Below are 17,207 nucleotides of genomic sequence, written 5' to 3' on the forward strand. Positions count from 1 at the left end.
GCTCAGGGCTCGAGGCAGGCCGGCGTGGAGTCGCCCGTCCCGTCGGGGTCCAGGGTGCCTCCGGCCGCGTCGCGCAGGACCACCCGGTCGACCGTCGCGAGCTGCTTGAGGGTCGGCAGCACCTCGCCGGCGACGGTCACGGTGGAGCCCCCACTGCGGCATCGCCCGGTGAGGCGGAGGTCGGCGGTGCCGCCCGACACCGTCAGGTCGTCGTAGCCGGTGGCCCCCGAGCGCAGCAGGCGCAGGCCGCGGGCGCGCTCCCGGGGCAGGGGCCCGGCGAAGAGGCGGTCCAGGAGGCCGCTCGCGGGCGTGCCGGGGCGCACCAGCCGTCGCACCGGGACGAAGAACGGCTCCTGGTTGTCGACGAAGCGGTCGCGGTCGAGGAACCACACCTTCCGGCTCACGGTCGCGAATCCCGCCCCGACCTCGACGACCACGCGGGGCGGCGACTGCAGGGTCGTCACCCGCACGGGGGTGCGCTTCGCCAGCCCGATGCCGTACGTCGTCACCGCCTCGAAGTCGCCCGCGCGCACCGCGGTCAGCACGTTGGGCAGGGGGAAGGCCACGCGGCGGGGCGCGTCGGTCGGCCTCCCGTCGTCGGTGTGGGCCTGGGCGCGCTCGAACCGCACCTGCAGGAGGGCCTGCCCGGCGACGTGCACCCGGCGGCCCGACCCGTCGGCGAACAGGCGGTCGACGTAGTCGACCTCGCGGTCGGCCGGCAGGCCGCCGCGGAACTCGAAGACGACGCGGTCGACGTCGCCGCGGTGGGCCGCCCGGACGGCGACGAGGACGGGCGTGGCCGGCGCGGCCCGCTCGGGCGCGGAGGCGGCGCGGCCGGCTCCCGTGCCGACCAGCGCCGGCGTCAGTGCGAGCGCCAGCAGCGAGCAGAGCGTGCGGCGGATCCCCGTGCGAGTCCCCATGGCGTACCTCCCGGTCCGGTCCCTGGTCCGACGCTAGGCAGTCGGAGGCCACGCGGGAAGACCCGAGGCTGCCCGGTTCAGTCCGGCTGGATGGCGCGGCCCAGCGACCGGCTGCGGCCCCGGAAGACGGCGACCACCTCGCCGGCCTCGGGGTCGTCGGCGCGCACGGTGACGTCGTAGACGCCCGACCGGCCGCGCAGCGACACCTCGCGGGCGTCGGCGTACAGCGTCTGGCCGAGTCGCGCCGGGGCGACGAAGTCGATGGTGAACCCGGCGGCGACCGTGACCGTGCCGTGGGAGTTGCACGCCAGCGCGAAGGCCGAGTCGGCGAGGCTCGCGATCAGGCCGCCGTGGCACAGGTCGTGGCCGTTGACCATGCCGGAGTGCACGAGCATCGAGACCCGCGCGGTTCCGGGCCCGGTCGCGACGACCTGCATGCCGAGCATCGCGCTCGCGCGGTCGGTGGCCCACATGACCAGCGCGGGGTCAGGCATCGAAGTCGACCGTGACCGCGTCGCTCACCGGGAAGCTCTGGCAGGTGAGCACGAACTGCTGCGCCACCTCGTCGGGCTCGAGCGCGTAGTTGCGGACCATGTCGACCTCGCCGTCGGTCACCTTGGCGCGGCAGGTGCCGCAGACGCCGCCCTTGCAGGCGAACGGCAGGTCGCTGCGCACCGCCTGGGCGGAGTCGAGGAGCGTGGTGTCCCGCGGCATCGGCGTGGTCGTCGTACGCCCGTCGAGGACCACGGTGACGTCGCTGGTGACCCCCTCGACCACCCGGTCGGCGTGGCGCAGCGCCGGCGGCGGCTCGTCGACGAAGAACAGCTCGAAGTGGACCTTCTCCTTCGGCACGCCGAGCTCCTCGAGGACGGTGCGGGCGTCCTGGATGAGGCCGAGCGGGCCGCAGAGCCACACGTGGTCCACGGCCGCGAGCGGGACCTTGAGCGGCAGCAGCCGGCGCAGCCGGTCTGCGTCGAGGCGCCCGGAGAACAGCTCGACGTCGCGTGGCTCCCGCGAGAGGACGTGGACGAGGTCGAAGCGCGGCCCGTGGAGGTTCTTCAGGTCGCTGAGCTCCTCGGCGAACATGACCGACGTGGTCTCGCGGTTGCCGTAGAGCATCGTCACCGAGCTCGCCGGGTTGGCCAGCACGGACGCGGCGATCGACAGCATCGGGGTGATGCCGGAGCCGGCCGCGATGCACAGGTGCCGTCCGGGGCTGGCCGGGTCGGCGCGGAAGCTGCCGGACGGCTCCGCCACCTCGACCGTCTCGCCGGGACCGGCCTCGTGGATCAGCCACGACGAGAACAGCCCGCCCGGGATCTCGCGCACGCCGATGCGCGGCGCCGCGCCCGCCGGGGCGCAGATCGAGTAGGTGCGCCGGTGCTCGACGCCGTCGACGACGCGGCGCAGGGTCAGCGACTCCCCCGGCTCGAAGGCGAACAGCTCGCGGAGGTCGTCGGGCACGTCGAAGGTGACCGCCGCGGAGTCTTCGGTCAGCGGCTCGACGTCGCGGATCGTCAGCTGGTGGAAGGTCGTCGCCACGGCCCTAGATCTCCTTGAGGTGGTCGAAGGGCTCGAGGCAGGAGGTGCAGCGGTACTGCGCCTTGCAGGCCGTGGAGCCGAACTCGGACACCAGCTCGGTCGCGGGCGAGTCGCACTGCGGGCAGAGGACCTGGCGCGCGGTCGGCAGCAGGGTGAGCGGGATCGGCCCGTCGTGGCGGGGCGCCGGCCCCGGCGGCGAGATGCCCGCGGCGGCGAGCGCGGCCCGTCCGCGCGGCGAGATCCAGTCGGTGGTCCACGCCGGGTCGAGGCTGACGCGCACCTCGACGCGGTCGAAGCCGGCTCCGCCGAGCTCGCGCACGAGGTCGTCGCGCATGGCGGCCATGGCCGGGCACCCGGAGTAGGTCGGGGTGATGTCGACGACGACGTGGGAGTCACCGACGACGTCGACGTCGCGCAGCACGCCGAGGTCGGCGAGGGTGAGCATCGGCAGCTCGGGGTCGGTGACCCGCTCGGCGACGGCCCTGGCCCGCTCGGTCACCCGGCGACCCGGTGATCGAGTAGCCCGTGAGGAACGAGCGGGCATATCGAGATTCACCACTGACCCCTCGGGTGGGCCCGGGCGACCGACTGCATCTCGGCCAGCATCCGGCTCAGCGGCTCGCCGTGCATGCCGTCGCGACCGGTCCGGCCCAGCACCCCGGCGCGGCGCTTCGCGCCCGAGCGGGGCACGTCGGCGGCGGTGAGCACCTGGTCGAGCGTCGCCTCCGCCGCCTCGCGGACCGACGCCGGGTCGACACCGACGCCGGCCTCGGCGGCGGCCGCCTCCACGGGATGGGTGTCGAACAGCTCGGGCCACAGCGGCCACAGCGCGTCGAGGGCCGCGACGAGCCTGGCGCGCGACACCTCCGTGCCCTGGGCGAGGGTGACGAACCACCGGGCGGCGTAGTCGCGGTGGTAGGCCAGCTCCTTGACGCCCTTGACGGCGACGGCCGCGAGCACGTGGTCGCGGCTCGAGCGCAGCCGCTCGAACGTCGCGAGCCGCCAGGTCGAGAACAGCAGCACCCGCACGGTCGCCTCGGCGAAGTCGCCGTTGACGAGCTCGGCGAGCCGCACGTTGCGGAAGTCGTGGGCCTCGCGGAAGAACGCCAGCGCGTCCTCCGGCGGGGCCGGCGACCCCTCGGGCAGCGCGGGCACGACCGACTCGTCGGCCTTCGCGGCCCGCGCGAGCAGCAGCCGCGCCTGGCCGAGCAGGTCGAGCGCGATGTTGGACAGCGCGATGTCGTCCTCGAGGTCGGGCGCGTTGCTGGTCCACTCCGAGAGCCGGTGAGACATCACCAGCGCGTCGTCGCCGAGCATGAGGGCGTACGTCGCCAGCGTGGGCGCGTCGACGCCGTCGGGGATGGTCGTGTCGACGCCGGCGAGGGGGTCCTCGAAGTCGGTGCCGAAGGCCCAGTGGGCGTCGTTGACGAGGAGGCCGGAGTAGGCGCTCTCGTGCTCGTCCTCGTCGTGGGTGTGGATGTGGTCAGTCATCACATGTGGGGGACGTTGTCGGGGATGTCGTAGAAGGTGGGGTGGCGGTAGACCTTGTCGCCGCTCGGGGCGAACATCGGGTCCTTCTCGTCCGGGCTGGACGCGGTGATGGCGTCGGCACGGACCACCCAGATGCTCACGCCCTCGTTGCGGCGGGTGTAGACGTCGCGGGCGTGCAGCAGCGCCATCCGGTCGTCGGCGGCGTGCAGCGAGCCGACGTGGACGTGGTTGAGCCCGCGCTTGCCACGGACGAAGACCTCCCACAACGGCCATTCGGGCTCGGGCGGGGTGACCCCCTCCCCCGTGGGCACGCCCTGGAGCGGGACGGCGCCGTGGCCGCCCTCGGCGGACAGGTCGCTCATGCGGTCGCCGCCTTCTGCTTCGCGGCGTACGCCGTCGCGGCCTCGCGCACCCAGGCGCCGTCCTCGTGGGCGCGGCGACGGTGGGCCATGCGTTGCGCGTTGCACGGGCCGTTGCCCTTCACGCCCTCCATGAACTCCTCCCAGTCGGGCTGGCCGAAGTCGTAGTGGCCACGCTCCTCGTTCCACCGGAGCTCGGGGTCGGGGAAGGTCACGCCGAGCGCCTCGGCCTGCGGGACCGACATGTCGACGAACTTCTGGCGCAGCTCGTCGTTGGTGTGGCGCTTGATGCCCCACGCCATCGACTGGGCGGTGTTCGGGGAGTCGGCGTCGGGCGGGCCGAACATCATCAGCGCCGGCCACCAGAAGCGGTCGACCGACTCCTGCACCATCGCGCGCTGCTCGTCAGTGCCGCGCATCATCGTGGCGAGCAGCTCGTAGCCCTGGCGCTGGTGGAAGGACTCCTCCTTGCAGACCCGGATCATGGCGCGGCCGTAGGGGCCGTAGGAGGTGCGGCACAGCGGCACCTGGTTGCAGATCGCCGCCCCGTCGACCAGCCAGCCGATCGTGCCGACGTCGGCGTAGGACAGGGTCGGGTAGTTGAAGATCGAGGAGTACTTCTGCCGCCCCGCCAGCAGCAGCTCGGTGAGCTCGAGGCGGGAGACGCCGAGGGTCTCGGCGGCGGAGTAGAGGTACAGGCCGTGGCCCGCCTCGTCCTGCACCTTGGCCAGCAGGATCGCCTTGCGGCGCAGGCTCGGGGCGCGGGTGATCCAGTTGCCCTCGGGCTGCATCCCGATGATCTCGCTGTGCGCGTGCTGGGCGATCTGGCGCACGAGGGTCTTGCGGTAGCCCTCCGGCATCCAGTCGCGGGGCTCGATCCGGTCGTTGCGCGCGATGGTCGCCTCGAAGTGGGCCTGGAGCGACTCCTCCGACGGCGAGTCGAGCGCGGTCTCCGTGAGCGTCATGGGCAGCCCTCCACCAGATTTACTGACCGATCGGTCTGGTATTAGTGTGTCACCAGTCACTCTGGCACGCAAACAGCGTCCTGCCCACACAGAGGGAGACCCCCGTGACCCGTCTGCTCGAGAGCTACGCCGCCGGCCGCTGGTACGCCGCCTCTGCCGAGGGCGACCCGCTCCTCGACGCGGCCACCGGGGAGGAGGTCGCGCGGATCTCCAGCGCGGGGCTCGACATCGGGGCGATGACCCACCACGCCCGCACGGTGGGCGGCCCCGCCATCCGAGAGCTGACCTTCCACGAGCGCGCGCTGCTGCTCAAGGAGCTGGCGACCCACCTGACCTCGCTCAAGGACGAGCTCTACGACGTCTCGCTGCGCACCGGCGCGACGCGCCGCGACTCGATGATCGACATCGACGGCGGCTTCGGCACCGTCTTCAGCTACTCCTCCAAGGGCCGGCGCGAGCTGCCCAACGCCCACGTCGTGTGCGACGGCGACCTCGAGCAGCTCGGCCGCACCGGCGTCTTCCTCGGCCAGCACGTGTACACCTCGCGCCCGGGCGTCGCGGTCCAGATCAACGCCTTCAACTTCCCCGTGTGGGGCATGCTCGAGAAGCTCGCGCCGGCCTTCATCGCGGGCCTGCCCACGATCGTCAAGCCCGCCAGCCAGACGGCGTACCTCACCGAGCTCGTGGTGCGGCGCATCGTCGAGTCGAGGATCCTGCCCGAGGGGTCGCTCCAGCTGCTCGCCGGATCGGCCGGCGACCTGCTCGACCACCTCGGCGTCCAGGACTCCGTGGCCTTCACCGGCTCGGCGCACACGGCCGGGATCCTCCGCCAGCACCCGTCCGTGCTGCACGGCGGCGTCGCGCTCCAGGTCGAGGCCGACTCGCTCAACTGCTCCGTGCTGGGTCCCGACGTGACCTCGAGCGACCCCGAGTGGGACCTGTTCGTCAAGGGTGTCGTCACCGAGATGACCGCGAAGGCCGGCCAGAAGTGCACCGCGATCCGCCGCGTGATCGTCCCGGCCGCGGTGGCCGCGGAGATGACCGACGCGATCGCCGCGAAGCTGGCGACCATCACGGTCGGTGACCCGGGTGACGACGCCGTCCGGATGGGTCCGCTGGCGTCGCTGGGCCAGCGCGAGGAGGTGCGCAAGGCCGTCGAGGCGCTGCGCTCCTCCGCCGACGTCGTCCTCGGCGACCCCGCCGCCACCACGGGCTTCGCCGGCGACGGCGAGCGCGGTGCCTTCATGCAGCCGGTACTGCTCCGGGCCCGCGCCGGAGCCGTGGAGCCGCACGACGTGGAGCCGTTCGGCCCCGTCTCGACGGTGATGTCCTACGACTCCCTCGACGAGGCGGTGGCCCTGGCCGCTCGTGGCAAGGGCTCGCTGGCCGGCTCCGTCGTCACCCACGACCCCGAGGTGGCGCGCACCCTGGTGCTCGGCCTCGCGCCGTGGCACGGCCGCATCCTCGTGCTCGACCGCGACGACGCCCCGGAGAGCACCGGGCACGGCTCGCCCCTGCCGATGCTCGTGCACGGCGGGCCCGGTCGCGCCGGCGGCGGCGAGGAGCTCGGCGGCGTGCGCGGCGTGCTTCACCACATGCAGCGCTCGGCGATCCAGGCCTCCCCCGACATGCTCACCGCGATCACCGGACGGTGGACCCGCGGCTCGCAGCGCACCGTGACCCCCGAGCACCCGTTCCGCCACTCGCTCGCGACGCTCAGGGTCGGAGACACCATCGCCTCGGAGCCGCGGGTGATCTCCCGCGAGGACATCGACCACTTCTCCGACTTCACCGGCGACACCTTCTACGCCCACACCGACCCGGAGGCGGCCGCGCAGAACCCGCTGTTCGGCGGCATCGTCGCCCACGGCTACCTCATCGTCTCGATGGCCGCCGGGCTGTTCGTGGACCCCGCTCCCGGACCGGTGCTGGCCAACTTCGGGGTCGACAACCTGCGCTTCCTCACCCCGGTCAAGGCCGGCGACTCGATCCGCGTGACGCTGACCGTCAAGCAGATCACCCCGCGCTCCTCGGCCGACTACGGCGAGGTCCGCTGGGACGCGCTGGTCACCAACGGCGACGACGAGCCGGTGGCGACGTACGACGTGCTGACGCTGGTGGCCAAGGAGGCCTGACCACTACCTTCTCGCCATGAGCCCAGCAGCACAGCGCGTCGTCGGCATCGTCGTCCTCCTCGTCCTGGGAGTGCTGACGCTGCCGATCGTGGCCTTCTTCGTCGACAGCGACGGCTCGGAGAACTGGATCATCGTGGTCGCTATCGTCGCCATGGCCGCGATCGGTGCGGCGCTCGCGATCGCGCTGCCGGGGATGGCGCGGGAGGATGCGAGCACGGGGCGGCGTGCCCTCGCCGGAGTGTGGTGGGGACTGCTCGGCCTGACCGTCGGGCTGGTCGTCTTCTGGTTCCTCCTCAACGGCCTCGGCGGCGCCTGAGTCACCCGATACGGTGCCGCCATGGCGCAGCAGAAGAAGACCTGGTCGGACCTCACCCCCACCCAGCGCAAGGTCGTCGTCGCGGCCGGCATCGTCGAGGTGGCCGTCACCACGTGGTGCCTGCGTGACCTGAAGCGGCGACCGGCCTCGCTGGTCCGCGGGCCGAAGGCGCTCTGGACACCGGCCCTGTCGATCCAGCCCGTCGGCCCGATCGCCTACCTGGTGTGGGGTCGAAAGCGCTGACGCCCGGGACCGTGGACCCGCGAGGGCGGGACCACCGCCCCTGACGCCCGGCCGCCTCCCGGCGCAGGCTGGTGGGGAGGAGGCGAGCGACATGGGACGGACGGCGGTGTTGGCGGTGGCCGCGGCCGCCGTGCTGGGCGTGGGCACGGGCGCGGCGGTGACGGCGTACGACGGTGTCGACGCGCACCGTCACCTGGCGGCGGCGTCGTCCGGCGGGCACCACGGGCACGGCGACGGCTGGTCCGGCGGCCCCGGCATGGGCATGGGCCTGATGCAGCACGCCGTCACGAGCGAGCAGGAGTTCCTGGCCGAGATGGTGGCCCACCACCGGGAGGCGATCCGCGCCGCCCGCGAGCTGGCGCGCTCGGACCGGGCGACGATGCGCGACTTCGGCGAGCGGATCGTCGAGGTGCAGTCGGCCCAGGTCGCGCAGATGGAGGGCTGGCTGGCGACGTGGTACGCCGACGAGCCGGTGGACGCGGACTACGAGCCGATGATGCGCGACCTGTCCGGGCTGCGCGGTGACCGGCTCGACCGGACCTTCCTCGCGGACATGGTGTGGCACCACATGGCCGCGGTGATGATGGCGCAGCGCCTACTCGTCTCCGGACTGGTCGAGCACGACGAGGTGGGTGCGCTCGCGCGCGACGTGCGCGACGAGCAGCGGGCCGAGATCGTGCAGATGCGGCGCTGGCTGGCCGACTGGTTCGCCTGACCTCTGGTCTGGAGCACGAGGCGCACGGGGGCCGGGCGACCGTACGCTGCCCCATGACCCCCGCGCGCCTCACCCGGACGGCGACCCTGTCGCTCGGCCTGCTCTACGTCGCGGCGGGGATCGCGGGCCCGGCCCGGGAGACGTCGTCCGCCGACGGTGGACGTGCGCTCTGGGCGGGAACGCTGGTCGGCGGCGGGGTGCTGGTGCTCCTCGGTCTCGCGCTGACCACCCGCCGGCCCCACGTCGCCCGCGGCCTAGTCTGCGTCGGCAGCCTGCTCGGCATCCTGGTCACGACGTGGACCGTCGTGGTGCCGGTGCTCGCCGTGGCGGTGGTCTTCCTGACGCTCCGGGAGACGACCTCGGCCTGACCCGTCGACGGGGTCAGCCGGTGTAGGGCACCTCGCTGCGCCACGCGGACTCCTCGGTCGTGACCGCGTCCCAGATGGCGTCGGCTACCCGGTCGGGGGTGAAGGCGCCCTCGCGGGACAGCGTGCCCCGCACCGTCACCGACACCGCGCGGATGCCGTCGCCGGCGAGCGCCTTGTCGATGCTGTGGACGAGGTTGCGCACCCCGGCCTTCTGCACGCCGAGCGACGCCGCCTTCTCCCACGGCTGGTCCGCGGCCATGCTGCCGGTGACGCTGACCCGCCCGCCGGCCGACATGTAGGGCCGCGCGGCCTGCAGGACCGTGAGCAGCGCCCCGACGCCGAGCGCGACGTCCTCGAGCAGCTCGGCCACGGTCAACGACAGCGGGTCCTTCTCGCGGAAGGCGCTGGGGTTGAAGTGGAGCACGTCGATGCGACCGGTGTGCTCGCCCATCCGGCGTACGGCGTCGCGCGCGGCGGCCTCGTCGGTGACGTCCACGACCGTGTGGCCGACGGTGGCGCCGCGACCCTCCAGGTCGCCGACCAGCTCGTCGAGCACCGCCTGGTCCTGGCCCAGCAGGCCGACGTCGTACCCCTCGTCGGCGAACCGGCGCGCCACCGACCCGCTGACGCCGGGACCGGCGCCCACCACCACGATCACTGGTCTGGTCATGGGTCCGTTCTACCGGAGCACGGACCTGCGACGCAGGGTCTCAGCGGCCCCACTTGTTGTCGTCCTGCGGCGGGTCGTGCACGGGGGCGGCGTTCGGCCCCTGGTTGCCTTCCTGCGTCTCGCCGGACTCGCCGTCGGGCTGGGCCGCGACGGAGTCGCCGGGGCTGATGGGCGTCGGCTCGTCGCCGTCGGGGGCGAGCTCGGAGACCTGGCCCTCGTTGCCGTCCTGGTCGGCCGGGGTCCGGTCGCGGTCCTCGGTGTCCTTGTCGTCATGGGTGTCGTCGTGCGTCATGGGCACCTCCTCTCCGGGGCAGTGCCCGCGCAGGCACCCGGGCATGCGCGCGCCCCCACCTGACCTCCCATCTGACTCACCTCACTGGGTGGAGGCGGACGGTCGTGTGCTGGCTAACGTCGCAGGATGACGCGATTCGGATACACCCTGATGACCGAGCAGAGCGGACCGCGGGAGCTGGTGGACTACGCCGTCGCCGCCGAGCGGACCGGCTTCGACTTCGAGGTGATGAGCGACCACTTCTCGCCGTGGCTCACCGAGCAGGGCCACGCGCCCTACGCGTGGACGACGCTCGGCGCGGTCGCGCACGCGACCGAGCGGGTCGGGCTGATGACCTACGTGACCTGCCCGACGCTGCGCTACCACCCGGCCGTCGTGGCCCAGAAGGCCGCCACCCTGCAGATCCTCGCCGAGGGCAGGTTCGTCCTCGGGCTGGGCAGCGGCGAGAACCTCAACGAGCACGTGGTCGGCGAGGGCTGGCCCGCGATCGCGGAGCGCCAGGAGCTGCTCGCCGAGGCGATCGAGGTGATCCGGGCGCTGCACACCGGCGAGCTCGTCGACCACCGCGGCGACTTCTTCCAGGTCGACTCCGCGCGCATCTGGGACCTGCCCGAGCAGGGCGTCGAGATCGGGGTCGCGGTGGCCGGCGACCGGGCGATCGAGCAGTTCGCACCGCTGGCCGACCACTGCATCGCCGTCGAGCCCAAGGCGGACATCATCGAGTCGTGGAACGACGTCGACGGGGCGCCCCGCATCGGCTCCGCCGCGCGCGCGATCGGCCAGATCCCGATCTGCTGGGACCCCGACGAGGACGCCGCGGTCGCCCGGGCGCACGAGCAGTTCCGCTGGTTCGGTGGGGGCTGGTCGGTGAACGCCGACCTGCCCACCCCGGCGGGCTTCGCGGGCGCGACGACCTACGTCCGGCCCGAGGACGTCGCGGAGTCGATCCCGTGCGGCCCCGACCTCGACAAGATCGTGGAGGCGGTGTCGGCCTACTGGGACGCCGGCTTCACCGACGTGGCGCTCGTCCAGATCGGCGACGAGGGCCAGCAGCGCTTCCTCGACGAGGCGGCCGGACCGCTGCTCGAGAAGCTGCGGTCGGCCGCCCCGTCCTGAGCCGGGTCAGCGCCAGCCGAGGTCGGGTGCGACCTGGGTGAGGACCGACTCGAGGACGTGCGCGTTGTAGTCGACGCCGAGCTGGTTGGGCACCGTGAGCAGCAGGGTGTCCGCGGCGGCGATCGCCTCGTCGTCGGCGAGCTCCTTGACCAGCACGTCCGGCTCGGCGGCGTACGTCCGGCCGAAGACCGCCCGCAGGTTGGCCTCGATCTGGCCGAACTGGTCGGTGCTGGCACCCTCGTGGCCGAAGTACATCCGGTCCAGGTCGGTGGTGATGGGCATGATCGAACGGCTCACCGACACGCGCGGCTCGCCCTCGTGACCGGCCGCGCGCCAGGCCTCGCGGAAGACCTCGATCTGCTTGCGCTGCTGGACGTGGAACGGCTCGCCCGTCTCGTCGGCCTTGAGCGTCGAGCTCATCAGGTGCATGCCCTTCTCGGCGGCCCAGCGGGCCGTCGCGTCGGACGCCGCGCCCCACCAGATCCGCTCGCGCAGCCCCTCCGAGTGCGGCTCGATGCGCAGCAGGCCGGGCGGGTTGGGGAACATCGGCCGCGGGCTGGGCTGCGCGAAGCCCTCGCCCTCGAGCACCTGCAGGAAGACCTCGGTGTGGCGGCGGGCCATGTCGGCCTGGTCCTCGCCGTCGGCGGGCTGGTAGCCGAAGTAGCGCCAGCCGTCGACGACCTGCTCCGGTGATCCCCGGCTGATGCCGAGCTGGAGCCGGCCGCCCGAGATCAGGTCGGCCGAGCCGGCGTCCTCCGCCATGTAGAGCGGGTTCTCGTAGCGCATGTCGATCACGCCGGTGCCGATCTCGATGCGACTCGTGCGCGCCCCCACTGCGGCGAGCAGCGGGAACGGCGAGGCGAGCTGCCGGGCGAAGTGGTGCACGCGGAAGTACGCGCCGTCGGCGCCGAGCTCCTCGGCCGCGACGGCGAGGTCGATCGACTGCAGCAGCGTGTCGGAGGCGGTCCGCACCGCCGACTGCGGCGAGTCGGTCCAGTGGCCGAAGTTCAGGAACCCGATCTTCTTCATACCTGGTTCAACGCTCAACCACCTGGGTTGTTCCCGCCAGCGCGAAGTCGACGGCGGCGCGGGCATGGAGCGCGGTGGTGGCGAACACGGGTACGTCGACGTCGCCGGGGCCGAGCAGCAGCTCGATCTCGGTGCAGCCGAGCACCACTCCCCCGGCGCCCCGGTCGACCAGGCGCCGCACCACGTCGACGTACGCCTCGCGGGACTCGTCGCGGACCACGCCGAGCACCAGCTCGTCGTAGATCACGTCGTGGACGAGGGTGAGGTCGTCGCCAGCGGGGACCAGGACCTCCAGGCCGTGGGACCGCAGCCGGTCGGCGTAGAAGGGCTGCTCCATCGTGAAGCGGGTGCCGAGCAGGGCGACCGTGCCGACACCGGCGTCCCGGACCGCGGCCGCGGTGACGTCGGCCAGGTGGATCAGCGGGATGCCCACGGCCGCCTCGATCGCATCGGCCACCCTGTGCATGGTGTTGGTGCAGAGCACCACGCAGTCGGCACCGGCGGCCTCCAGCGCGCGGGCCTCGTCGGCGAGGAGGGCGCCGGCCGCCTCCCAGTCGCCGGCGACCTGCATCGCCTCGACCTCGGCGAAGTCCACCGACGACATCACCAGCCGGGCGGAGTGGAAGCCCCCTAGCCGCTCGCGGACGTCCTCGTTGAGGAGCCGGTAGTACAGCGCGGTGCTCTCCCAGCTCATGCCGCCCAGCAGACCGATCCTGCGCATCGCCTCCATGGCGCCATTCAACGGCGCCCGCCCAACCCGCGGTGTCCGAGGGCCCCTCTAGCGTGGTGCCCATGGCCAGCCCTCCGCTCGTCACGCAGGCCCCCTTTCGCGTCTTCCCGGCGACCCACGCGCGCTTCGGCGACGTGCGCACGATGGTCGGCCCGAAGAACCCCGACGCGAGCGTGTGCTGGTGCCTGAGCCACCGCCTGCCCGCCAAGGACAACCGAGCGCTCGTCGGGCCCGAGCGCGGCGCCCACGTCGAGGCGCTGACCCGCCGGCGCACCAAGCCGGGCGTGCTCGCCTACGACGGCGACGAGGTGGTCGGCTGGGCAGCGGTGGCCCCGCGTGCCGACCTGCCCTTCGCGCGGTCGACGAAGATCCCGCCCGTCGACGACCAGCCCGCCTGGTCCGTGTGGTGCATCCGGGTCCGGCCGGGCCACCGGGGCCGGGGCATCTCCCACGTCCTCCTCGCCGGGGCCGTGGCCTACGCCGCCCAGCAGGGCGCGCCGGTCGTCGAGGGCTACCCCGTCGACAACGACGGGGCGAAGGTCGACCTCACCATGGCCTACGTCGGCACCCGGAAGCTCTTCGAGGACGCCGGATTCGAGCTCGCAGCTCGCACCGACGCGACGTCGGCGGGCTTCCCGCGGGTGGTCATGCGCCTGCGCACCTGACACGCCGGCACCCGGCTCGTGCTCCGGGCACGGTCCTTGCTACCTTTAGTCGAGTAACTCACTTGACTATTGGGTCCGTACCGAGGGGAGCCGCGCGATGGGGACGAACGAAGGTGACTGCCGGGTCGTGGTGGTCGGAGCAGGCGCCGGCGGGACCCTCGTCGCGACGCACCTGGTCACCGCGCTCTCCTCGCGCTTCCGCGTCGAGCTCGTCGACCCCGACCCCGCCACGGGTCGCGGACCGGCGTACTCCACCACCGACGAGCGGCACCTCCTCAACGTCCCCGCCTCCGGGATGAGCGCGTTCCCCCGCGACCCCGAGCACTTCCTGCGCTGGCTGCGCCGCCACCACGACCCCGGCTTCCAGCCGCACGACTTCGCACCCCGCGCCGTGTTCGGCCGCTACGTCGAGAGCCTGCTCACCACCGCAGCCGAGTTCCCCGGCAACGCCCGGCTCGTACGACGCCACGCCGAGGTCGTCGACATCGCCGGGTCCGGCACCGGCTTCGTCGTCGAGCTCGCCGACGGCGAGCGGGTCGAGGCGCGCGCCGTGGTGCTGGCCACCGGCAGCCGGCCGGGCACCCACTGGGCGCCCGAGGAGCTCGCCACAGACCCCCGGCTCGTGGCCGACCCGTGGACGCAGGGCATCCCCGAGGACGGCGACGTCCTCATGCTCGGCTCCGGGCTCACCATGGTCGACCTGGCGATCAGCGCCGACCGTCCCGGCCGCACCGTCCACGTCGTCTCGCGCACCGACGCCGTCCCGCAGCGCCACGTGCTGCCCACGACGCCGCCGGTCCCGCCCCCGCCGGGCGTCACCCGGGTCCAGGGTGTCGACCGGCTGCGCTCCACGCTGCTCCGCCACGTCGAGGAGACGGTGGCCTCGACCGGCGACTGGCGAGCCGCGATCGACGGCCTGCGCCCGGTCACCGCCCAGCTGTGGCGTGGCCTGCCCGAGGCCGACAAGCGCCGCTTCCTCGCCGAGGACGCCCGCACCTGGGACGTCCACCGCCACCGGATGGCGCCCGCCACCCACGCCCGCTTCGAGGCCGTCGCCTCCTCCGGCCGGCTCCAGCGCCACCGCGGCACGATCGCGGCCGTCCGCGCGTCCGAGGAGTCGCTCCACGTCACGCTGGACGACGGCACCGAGCTGGCCGTGGCCGCCGTGGTCAACTGCACCGGCCCCGTCGGCTCGATCGCCGCCGACCCGCTGCTCACCCGGCTGGCGCGCGCAGGCCTGGTGCGCCCCGGGCCGGCGGGGCTCGGGATCGACACTTCCGACGACGGCCGCGTCCTCGGCACCCTGCCCGAGACCCGTCCGTTCCTCGCCATCGGGTCCCTGCGCCGCGGCAACCTGTGGGAGTCCACGGCGATGCCGGAGATCCGCGAGCAGGCCTACGACGTGGCCCGGGTGGTGACCCGCTCGCTGCACGGCGAGTCGCGCCGTCGTCCGGTCGATCCCTACGGCCTCACCCTCTCCACCCACCGCCGCGCCGCCCGGCGCTACAACGCCGCGCTCGGCCGGCTGCTCCGGCTGCAGGACGGGGTCGAGGAGGGGCTCACCGAGGCCGTCGCCGCCGACCCGGGCTTCGTCCAGGCCCACGCCGCGCTGGCCCTCCTCGGCCACGAGTGGGGCGCCACCACGCACTGGCGGGCTTCGCTGCGCGCGGCCCACCGGGCGGCCTCCGAGCGGCACCTCGACGACCGCGAGTCCAGCTTCCTCGACGCCGTCACCACCCGGCTGCGCTCCGACGAGCCGACCGGCGCCGCGGCCCTGCTCCGGCACGTGCGGCTGTTCCCGCGCGACGCGCTCGCGGTCAGCGTGGCGGTGCCGACCGTCGCCTTCGGCGGGCTCACGAGCGGCAGCCAGACCGCCGAGCTCGTCGAGTCGCTCGGCCGCTCCTACGGCGACGACTGGTGGTACGCCGGCCAGCTGGCGTTCGTCCGCCAGGACCAGGAGCGGTGGGGCGAGGCCGAGGAGCTGTCCTCCTACGCCCTCTCGGTCGAGCCCTCCTCCGGCCACGCCGTCCACGCACGCGCCCACGTCTTCTACGAGACGGGCGAGCACGCCGCCGGCCTCTCCTGGCTCGACGAGTGGATCCGCACCCGCGGCCCCGAGGCCAACCACCGCTCGCACTTCTCCTGGCACGCCGCCCTGCACGAGCTGATGCAGGACGACGTCGAGGCGGTGCGCCGCCGCTACCACCGCGAGCTCGCGCCGTCGGTGGTCGGCGGCAGCCGGGTCGTCGTCGACAGCGGGGCGCTGCTCTGGCGAGGGCGGGTCACCGGCACCTGGACCGACGACCTGCCCGTCGGTGAGGTCCGCGCTGCGGCGCCGCGGGAGTGGCTCGCGGCCCCGCCGACCCCGTTCGCGGCGATGCACGGTGCGGTCCTGCTGGCCGCCGACGGCGACGCCGCCGCCCTCGCCGGGCTGGCCCGCCACGCCTCGCGCAGCGAGGACCCGGTCTTCCGTGACGTCGTCGCGCCGCTCTGCGCCGGCCTGGTGTCAGTCGTGGAGGAGCGGTGGGACGTCGCCGCGGCGACCCTCGCCCGCGTGGTCGCCACGATGGACCCGCTCGGCGGCAGCAAGGCGCAGCGCGAGGTCGTGGAGGACACGCTCGTCCACGCCCTCGCGATGGCTGGTCGCGGGGCCGAGGCGGCCACGGTGCTCGACGCCCGGCTCTCGCGCCGCTCCTCGGCCCTCGACGCGCGCCGGCGCGCGGTCGTGGTCGGCGCCTCGGCCGGCACGTCGACCGGGCGCGTGTCCCGGTGACCACCCCCGCCGCCTTCGGCTCCACGGCGCTGACGTCCCTGGTCGCCTTGTCGCTCACCGAGCTGTACGTCGAGCTGCTCGCCGGCGCCGCCGCCTGGGCGGTGGGCTGGTGGCTGCTGCGCGAGCCCGCTCCGGACGCCTGACCCGTCAGGGCAGGGGCGCAGCCGGTGTCCTGGCCACGACGGCGGCCGCGGCGACGAGGTCCCAGCCCGGGGTGAACGTGTTGCGCCGCAGGAGCCGCTCGCGGTGCTCCTCGTAGAGGTCGAGGAAACGGAGGACCGACGCGAGGACCGGCGCGTCGGGGTCGTCGCCCGCGACGTCGCAGGCGTGCCGGGCCACCGTGAGCGGCACCTCGGGGTCGAGGCCGCGCTGCATCGCCTCCAGCGCGGCGAGCAGGTTGGTGGACGCCGCCTCGAGGAACGGCCCCACCTCCCGTGCCTGCTCCGCGGGCGGCGGGCCGAGGTCGAGCGGCTCCTCCCCGTCGAGGATCCGGGCCGCCTGGCCGCCGAGCACCGAGGCGACGTGGTCCGGCGGCAGCCCTGCCTGCCAGGCGCACCGGCCCGTCGCCATCAGTGCCGACACCGGCGTGCTGAAGGGCAGGTCGCTCGCTGCCAGGACCCGCCCCGGCGGGACGAGTCGGAACAGGGCCATGAGGTGTGCGGGCGTCCACCACGACGTGTCGAAGAAGAGGTTGGGGACCTCGGTGACCTGGCGGTGGAGGTGCCCGAGGTCGGCGAGCGCGCAGTGGGCGAGCACCATGCGGAGGCCGTTCCACCTCCTGCAGGCATCGAGCACGGGCGTGCGGACCGAGCTGACCTCCGGGCCGGCGTGCACGACCACCGGGAGCCGTCGTTCGTCGGCGATCGCGAAGACCGGCT

Annotated in this window: 21 protein-coding genes; 9 read left to right on the forward strand and 12 right to left on the reverse strand. The window is 73.6% G+C overall.

Annotated elements, in window-relative coordinates; translation table 11 throughout:
• Positions 1–2: 2 nt before the first annotated feature.
• The 7 genes from Q9S36_RS43915 to paaA form a co-directional block, all read right to left on the reverse strand.
• Positions 3–920 (reverse strand): hypothetical protein, encoded by a 918-nt coding sequence (locus Q9S36_RS43915; protein WP_311291052.1) that lies wholly within the window; start codon positions 918–920, stop codon positions 3–5.
• Between the two features lie 77 nt (positions 921–997).
• A complete protein-coding gene (gene paaI / locus Q9S36_RS43920; protein ID WP_311291053.1) occupies positions 998–1,414 on the reverse strand; it encodes a hydroxyphenylacetyl-CoA thioesterase PaaI in 417 nt (138 codons plus the stop codon).
• Positions 1,407–2,462 carry a 1,2-phenylacetyl-CoA epoxidase subunit PaaE gene (paaE, locus tag Q9S36_RS43925; protein ID WP_311291054.1) on the reverse strand — a complete coding sequence of 352 codons (1,056 nt, stop codon included), beginning with the start codon at positions 2,460–2,462 and terminating at the stop codon, positions 1,407–1,409. The genes paaI and paaE overlap by 8 nt, the downstream gene beginning before the upstream one ends.
• A gap of 4 nt (positions 2,463–2,466) precedes the next feature.
• Positions 2,467–2,961, reverse strand: coding sequence for a 1,2-phenylacetyl-CoA epoxidase subunit PaaD (gene paaD, locus Q9S36_RS43930; protein WP_311291055.1), 495 nt, complete (start codon positions 2,959–2,961; stop codon positions 2,467–2,469).
• 53 nt (positions 2,962–3,014) lie between these two features.
• Positions 3,015–3,953, reverse strand: coding sequence for a 1,2-phenylacetyl-CoA epoxidase subunit PaaC (paaC, locus tag Q9S36_RS43935; protein ID WP_311291056.1), 939 nt, complete (start codon positions 3,951–3,953; stop codon positions 3,015–3,017).
• The gene (gene paaB, locus Q9S36_RS43940; protein WP_396653963.1) at positions 3,953–4,306 is read right to left on the reverse strand and encodes a 1,2-phenylacetyl-CoA epoxidase subunit PaaB; all 354 of its coding nucleotides are present in this window, start codon (positions 4,304–4,306) and stop codon (positions 3,953–3,955) included. The genes paaC and paaB overlap by 1 nt, the downstream gene beginning before the upstream one ends.
• 5 nt (positions 4,307–4,311) lie before the next feature.
• On the reverse strand, positions 4,312–5,277 hold the full coding sequence (gene paaA, locus Q9S36_RS43945; RefSeq protein WP_311291057.1) for a 1,2-phenylacetyl-CoA epoxidase subunit PaaA: 966 nt from the start codon (positions 5,275–5,277) through the stop codon (positions 4,312–4,314).
• A 104-nt stretch (positions 5,278–5,381) separates the two neighbouring features.
• Here paaA and paaZ point away from each other — a divergent pair, with 104 nt between their 5' ends.
• The 5 genes from paaZ (at position 5,382) to Q9S36_RS43970 (ending at position 9,054) form a co-directional block, all read left to right on the forward strand.
• Positions 5,382–7,412, forward strand: a complete 2,031-nt coding sequence (paaZ, locus tag Q9S36_RS43950; RefSeq protein WP_396653962.1) for a phenylacetic acid degradation bifunctional protein PaaZ — start codon at positions 5,382–5,384, stop codon at positions 7,410–7,412.
• Positions 7,413–7,428: 16 nt separating this feature from the next.
• Entirely contained in the window at positions 7,429–7,728 is a 300-nt protein-coding gene (locus tag Q9S36_RS43955) for a hypothetical protein (RefSeq protein WP_311291058.1), read from the forward strand.
• A 21-nt stretch (positions 7,729–7,749) separates the two neighbouring features.
• Positions 7,750–7,971, forward strand: coding sequence for a PLDc N-terminal domain-containing protein (locus tag Q9S36_RS43960; RefSeq protein ID WP_311291059.1), 222 nt, complete (start codon positions 7,750–7,752; stop codon positions 7,969–7,971).
• Positions 7,972–8,062: 91 nt separating this feature from the next.
• Positions 8,063–8,686, forward strand: a complete 624-nt coding sequence (locus tag Q9S36_RS43965; RefSeq protein ID WP_311291060.1) for a DUF305 domain-containing protein — start codon at positions 8,063–8,065, stop codon at positions 8,684–8,686.
• Positions 8,687–8,739: 53 nt separating this feature from the next.
• Positions 8,740–9,054: a hypothetical protein gene (locus Q9S36_RS43970; protein WP_311291061.1), complete on the forward strand. Its 315-nt coding sequence runs from the start codon at positions 8,740–8,742 to the stop codon at positions 9,052–9,054.
• 13 nt (positions 9,055–9,067) lie between these two features.
• Here Q9S36_RS43970 and Q9S36_RS43975 read toward each other — a convergent pair whose 3' ends face one another.
• Entirely contained in the window at positions 9,068–9,724 is a 657-nt protein-coding gene (locus Q9S36_RS43975) for an SDR family oxidoreductase (RefSeq protein ID WP_311291062.1), read from the reverse strand.
• 40 nt (positions 9,725–9,764) lie between these two features.
• Positions 9,765–10,016 carry a hypothetical protein gene (locus Q9S36_RS43980; protein ID WP_311291063.1) on the reverse strand — a complete coding sequence of 84 codons (252 nt, stop codon included), beginning with the start codon at positions 10,014–10,016 and terminating at the stop codon, positions 9,765–9,767.
• A gap of 126 nt (positions 10,017–10,142) precedes the next feature.
• On the opposite strand from Q9S36_RS43980, the gene Q9S36_RS43985 reads away from it, so the two are divergent.
• Positions 10,143–11,132: an LLM class F420-dependent oxidoreductase gene (locus Q9S36_RS43985; protein WP_311291064.1), complete on the forward strand. Its 990-nt coding sequence runs from the start codon at positions 10,143–10,145 to the stop codon at positions 11,130–11,132.
• A gap of 6 nt (positions 11,133–11,138) precedes the next feature.
• Here the strand turns inward: Q9S36_RS43985 and Q9S36_RS43990 are convergent, their stop codons facing one another.
• Both Q9S36_RS43990 and Q9S36_RS43995 read right to left on the reverse strand, forming a co-directional pair.
• Positions 11,139–12,161 carry an LLM class flavin-dependent oxidoreductase gene (locus tag Q9S36_RS43990; protein ID WP_311291065.1) on the reverse strand — a complete coding sequence of 341 codons (1,023 nt, stop codon included), beginning with the start codon at positions 12,159–12,161 and terminating at the stop codon, positions 11,139–11,141.
• Positions 12,162–12,168: 7 nt separating this feature from the next.
• Positions 12,169–12,891, reverse strand: a complete 723-nt coding sequence (locus Q9S36_RS43995) for an aspartate/glutamate racemase family protein (protein ID WP_311291066.1) — start codon at positions 12,889–12,891, stop codon at positions 12,169–12,171.
• A 62-nt stretch (positions 12,892–12,953) separates the two neighbouring features.
• On the opposite strand from Q9S36_RS43995, the gene Q9S36_RS44000 reads away from it, so the two are divergent.
• The 3 genes from Q9S36_RS44000 (at position 12,954) to Q9S36_RS44010 (ending at position 16,472) form a co-directional block, all read left to right on the forward strand.
• Entirely contained in the window at positions 12,954–13,556 is a 603-nt protein-coding gene (locus tag Q9S36_RS44000; protein ID WP_311291067.1) for a GNAT family N-acetyltransferase, read from the forward strand.
• A gap of 97 nt (positions 13,557–13,653) precedes the next feature.
• Positions 13,654–16,329, forward strand: a complete 2,676-nt coding sequence (locus tag Q9S36_RS44005; RefSeq protein ID WP_311291068.1) for an FAD/NAD(P)-binding protein — start codon at positions 13,654–13,656, stop codon at positions 16,327–16,329.
• On the forward strand, positions 16,326–16,472 hold the full coding sequence (locus Q9S36_RS44010) for a hypothetical protein (protein ID WP_311291069.1): 147 nt from the start codon (positions 16,326–16,328) through the stop codon (positions 16,470–16,472). Before Q9S36_RS44005 ends, Q9S36_RS44010 begins: the two co-directional genes overlap by 4 nt.
• A 4-nt stretch (positions 16,473–16,476) precedes the next feature.
• On the opposite strand, the gene Q9S36_RS44015 is transcribed toward Q9S36_RS44010, so the two are convergent.
• A partial coding sequence (locus Q9S36_RS44015; protein ID WP_311291070.1) for an amidohydrolase family protein occupies positions 16,477–17,207 on the reverse strand: 731 nt, incomplete at its 5' end.

It is taken from the genome of Microbacterium sp. ARD31, assembly GCF_031844425.1.

What these genes read in the sequence shown, in the direction of transcription:
- Q9S36_RS43915 (WP_311291052.1), bottom strand. Translation starts at nt 920, where the DNA reads ATGGGGACTCGCACGGGGATCCGCCGCACGCTCTGCTCGCTGCTGGCG.
- paaI (WP_311291053.1), bottom strand. Translation starts at nt 1,414, where the DNA reads ATGCCTGACCCCGCGCTGGTCATGTGGGCCACCGACCGCGCGAGCGCG.
- paaC (WP_311291056.1), bottom strand. Translation starts at nt 3,953, where the DNA reads ATGACTGACCACATCCACACCCACGACGAGGACGAGCACGAGAGCGCC.
- paaA (WP_311291057.1), bottom strand. Translation starts at nt 5,277, where the DNA reads ATGACGCTCACGGAGACCGCGCTCGACTCGCCGTCGGAGGAGTCGCTC.
- Q9S36_RS43955 (WP_311291058.1), top strand. Translation starts at nt 7,429, where the DNA reads ATGAGCCCAGCAGCACAGCGCGTCGTCGGCATCGTCGTCCTCCTCGTC.
- Q9S36_RS43960 (WP_311291059.1), top strand. Translation starts at nt 7,750, where the DNA reads ATGGCGCAGCAGAAGAAGACCTGGTCGGACCTCACCCCCACCCAGCGC.
- Q9S36_RS43965 (WP_311291060.1), top strand. Translation starts at nt 8,063, where the DNA reads ATGGGACGGACGGCGGTGTTGGCGGTGGCCGCGGCCGCCGTGCTGGGC.
- Q9S36_RS43970 (WP_311291061.1), top strand. Translation starts at nt 8,740, where the DNA reads ATGACCCCCGCGCGCCTCACCCGGACGGCGACCCTGTCGCTCGGCCTG.
- Q9S36_RS43975 (WP_311291062.1), bottom strand. Translation starts at nt 9,724, where the DNA reads ATGACCAGACCAGTGATCGTGGTGGTGGGCGCCGGTCCCGGCGTCAGC.
- Q9S36_RS43980 (WP_311291063.1), bottom strand. Translation starts at nt 10,016, where the DNA reads ATGACGCACGACGACACCCATGACGACAAGGACACCGAGGACCGCGAC.
- Q9S36_RS43985 (WP_311291064.1), top strand. Translation starts at nt 10,143, where the DNA reads ATGACGCGATTCGGATACACCCTGATGACCGAGCAGAGCGGACCGCGG.
- Q9S36_RS43990 (WP_311291065.1), bottom strand. Translation starts at nt 12,161, where the DNA reads ATGAAGAAGATCGGGTTCCTGAACTTCGGCCACTGGACCGACTCGCCG.
- Q9S36_RS43995 (WP_311291066.1), bottom strand. Translation starts at nt 12,891, where the DNA reads ATGGAGGCGATGCGCAGGATCGGTCTGCTGGGCGGCATGAGCTGGGAG.
- Q9S36_RS44000 (WP_311291067.1), top strand. Translation starts at nt 12,954, where the DNA reads ATGGCCAGCCCTCCGCTCGTCACGCAGGCCCCCTTTCGCGTCTTCCCG.
- Q9S36_RS44005 (WP_311291068.1), top strand. Translation starts at nt 13,654, where the DNA reads ATGGGGACGAACGAAGGTGACTGCCGGGTCGTGGTGGTCGGAGCAGGC.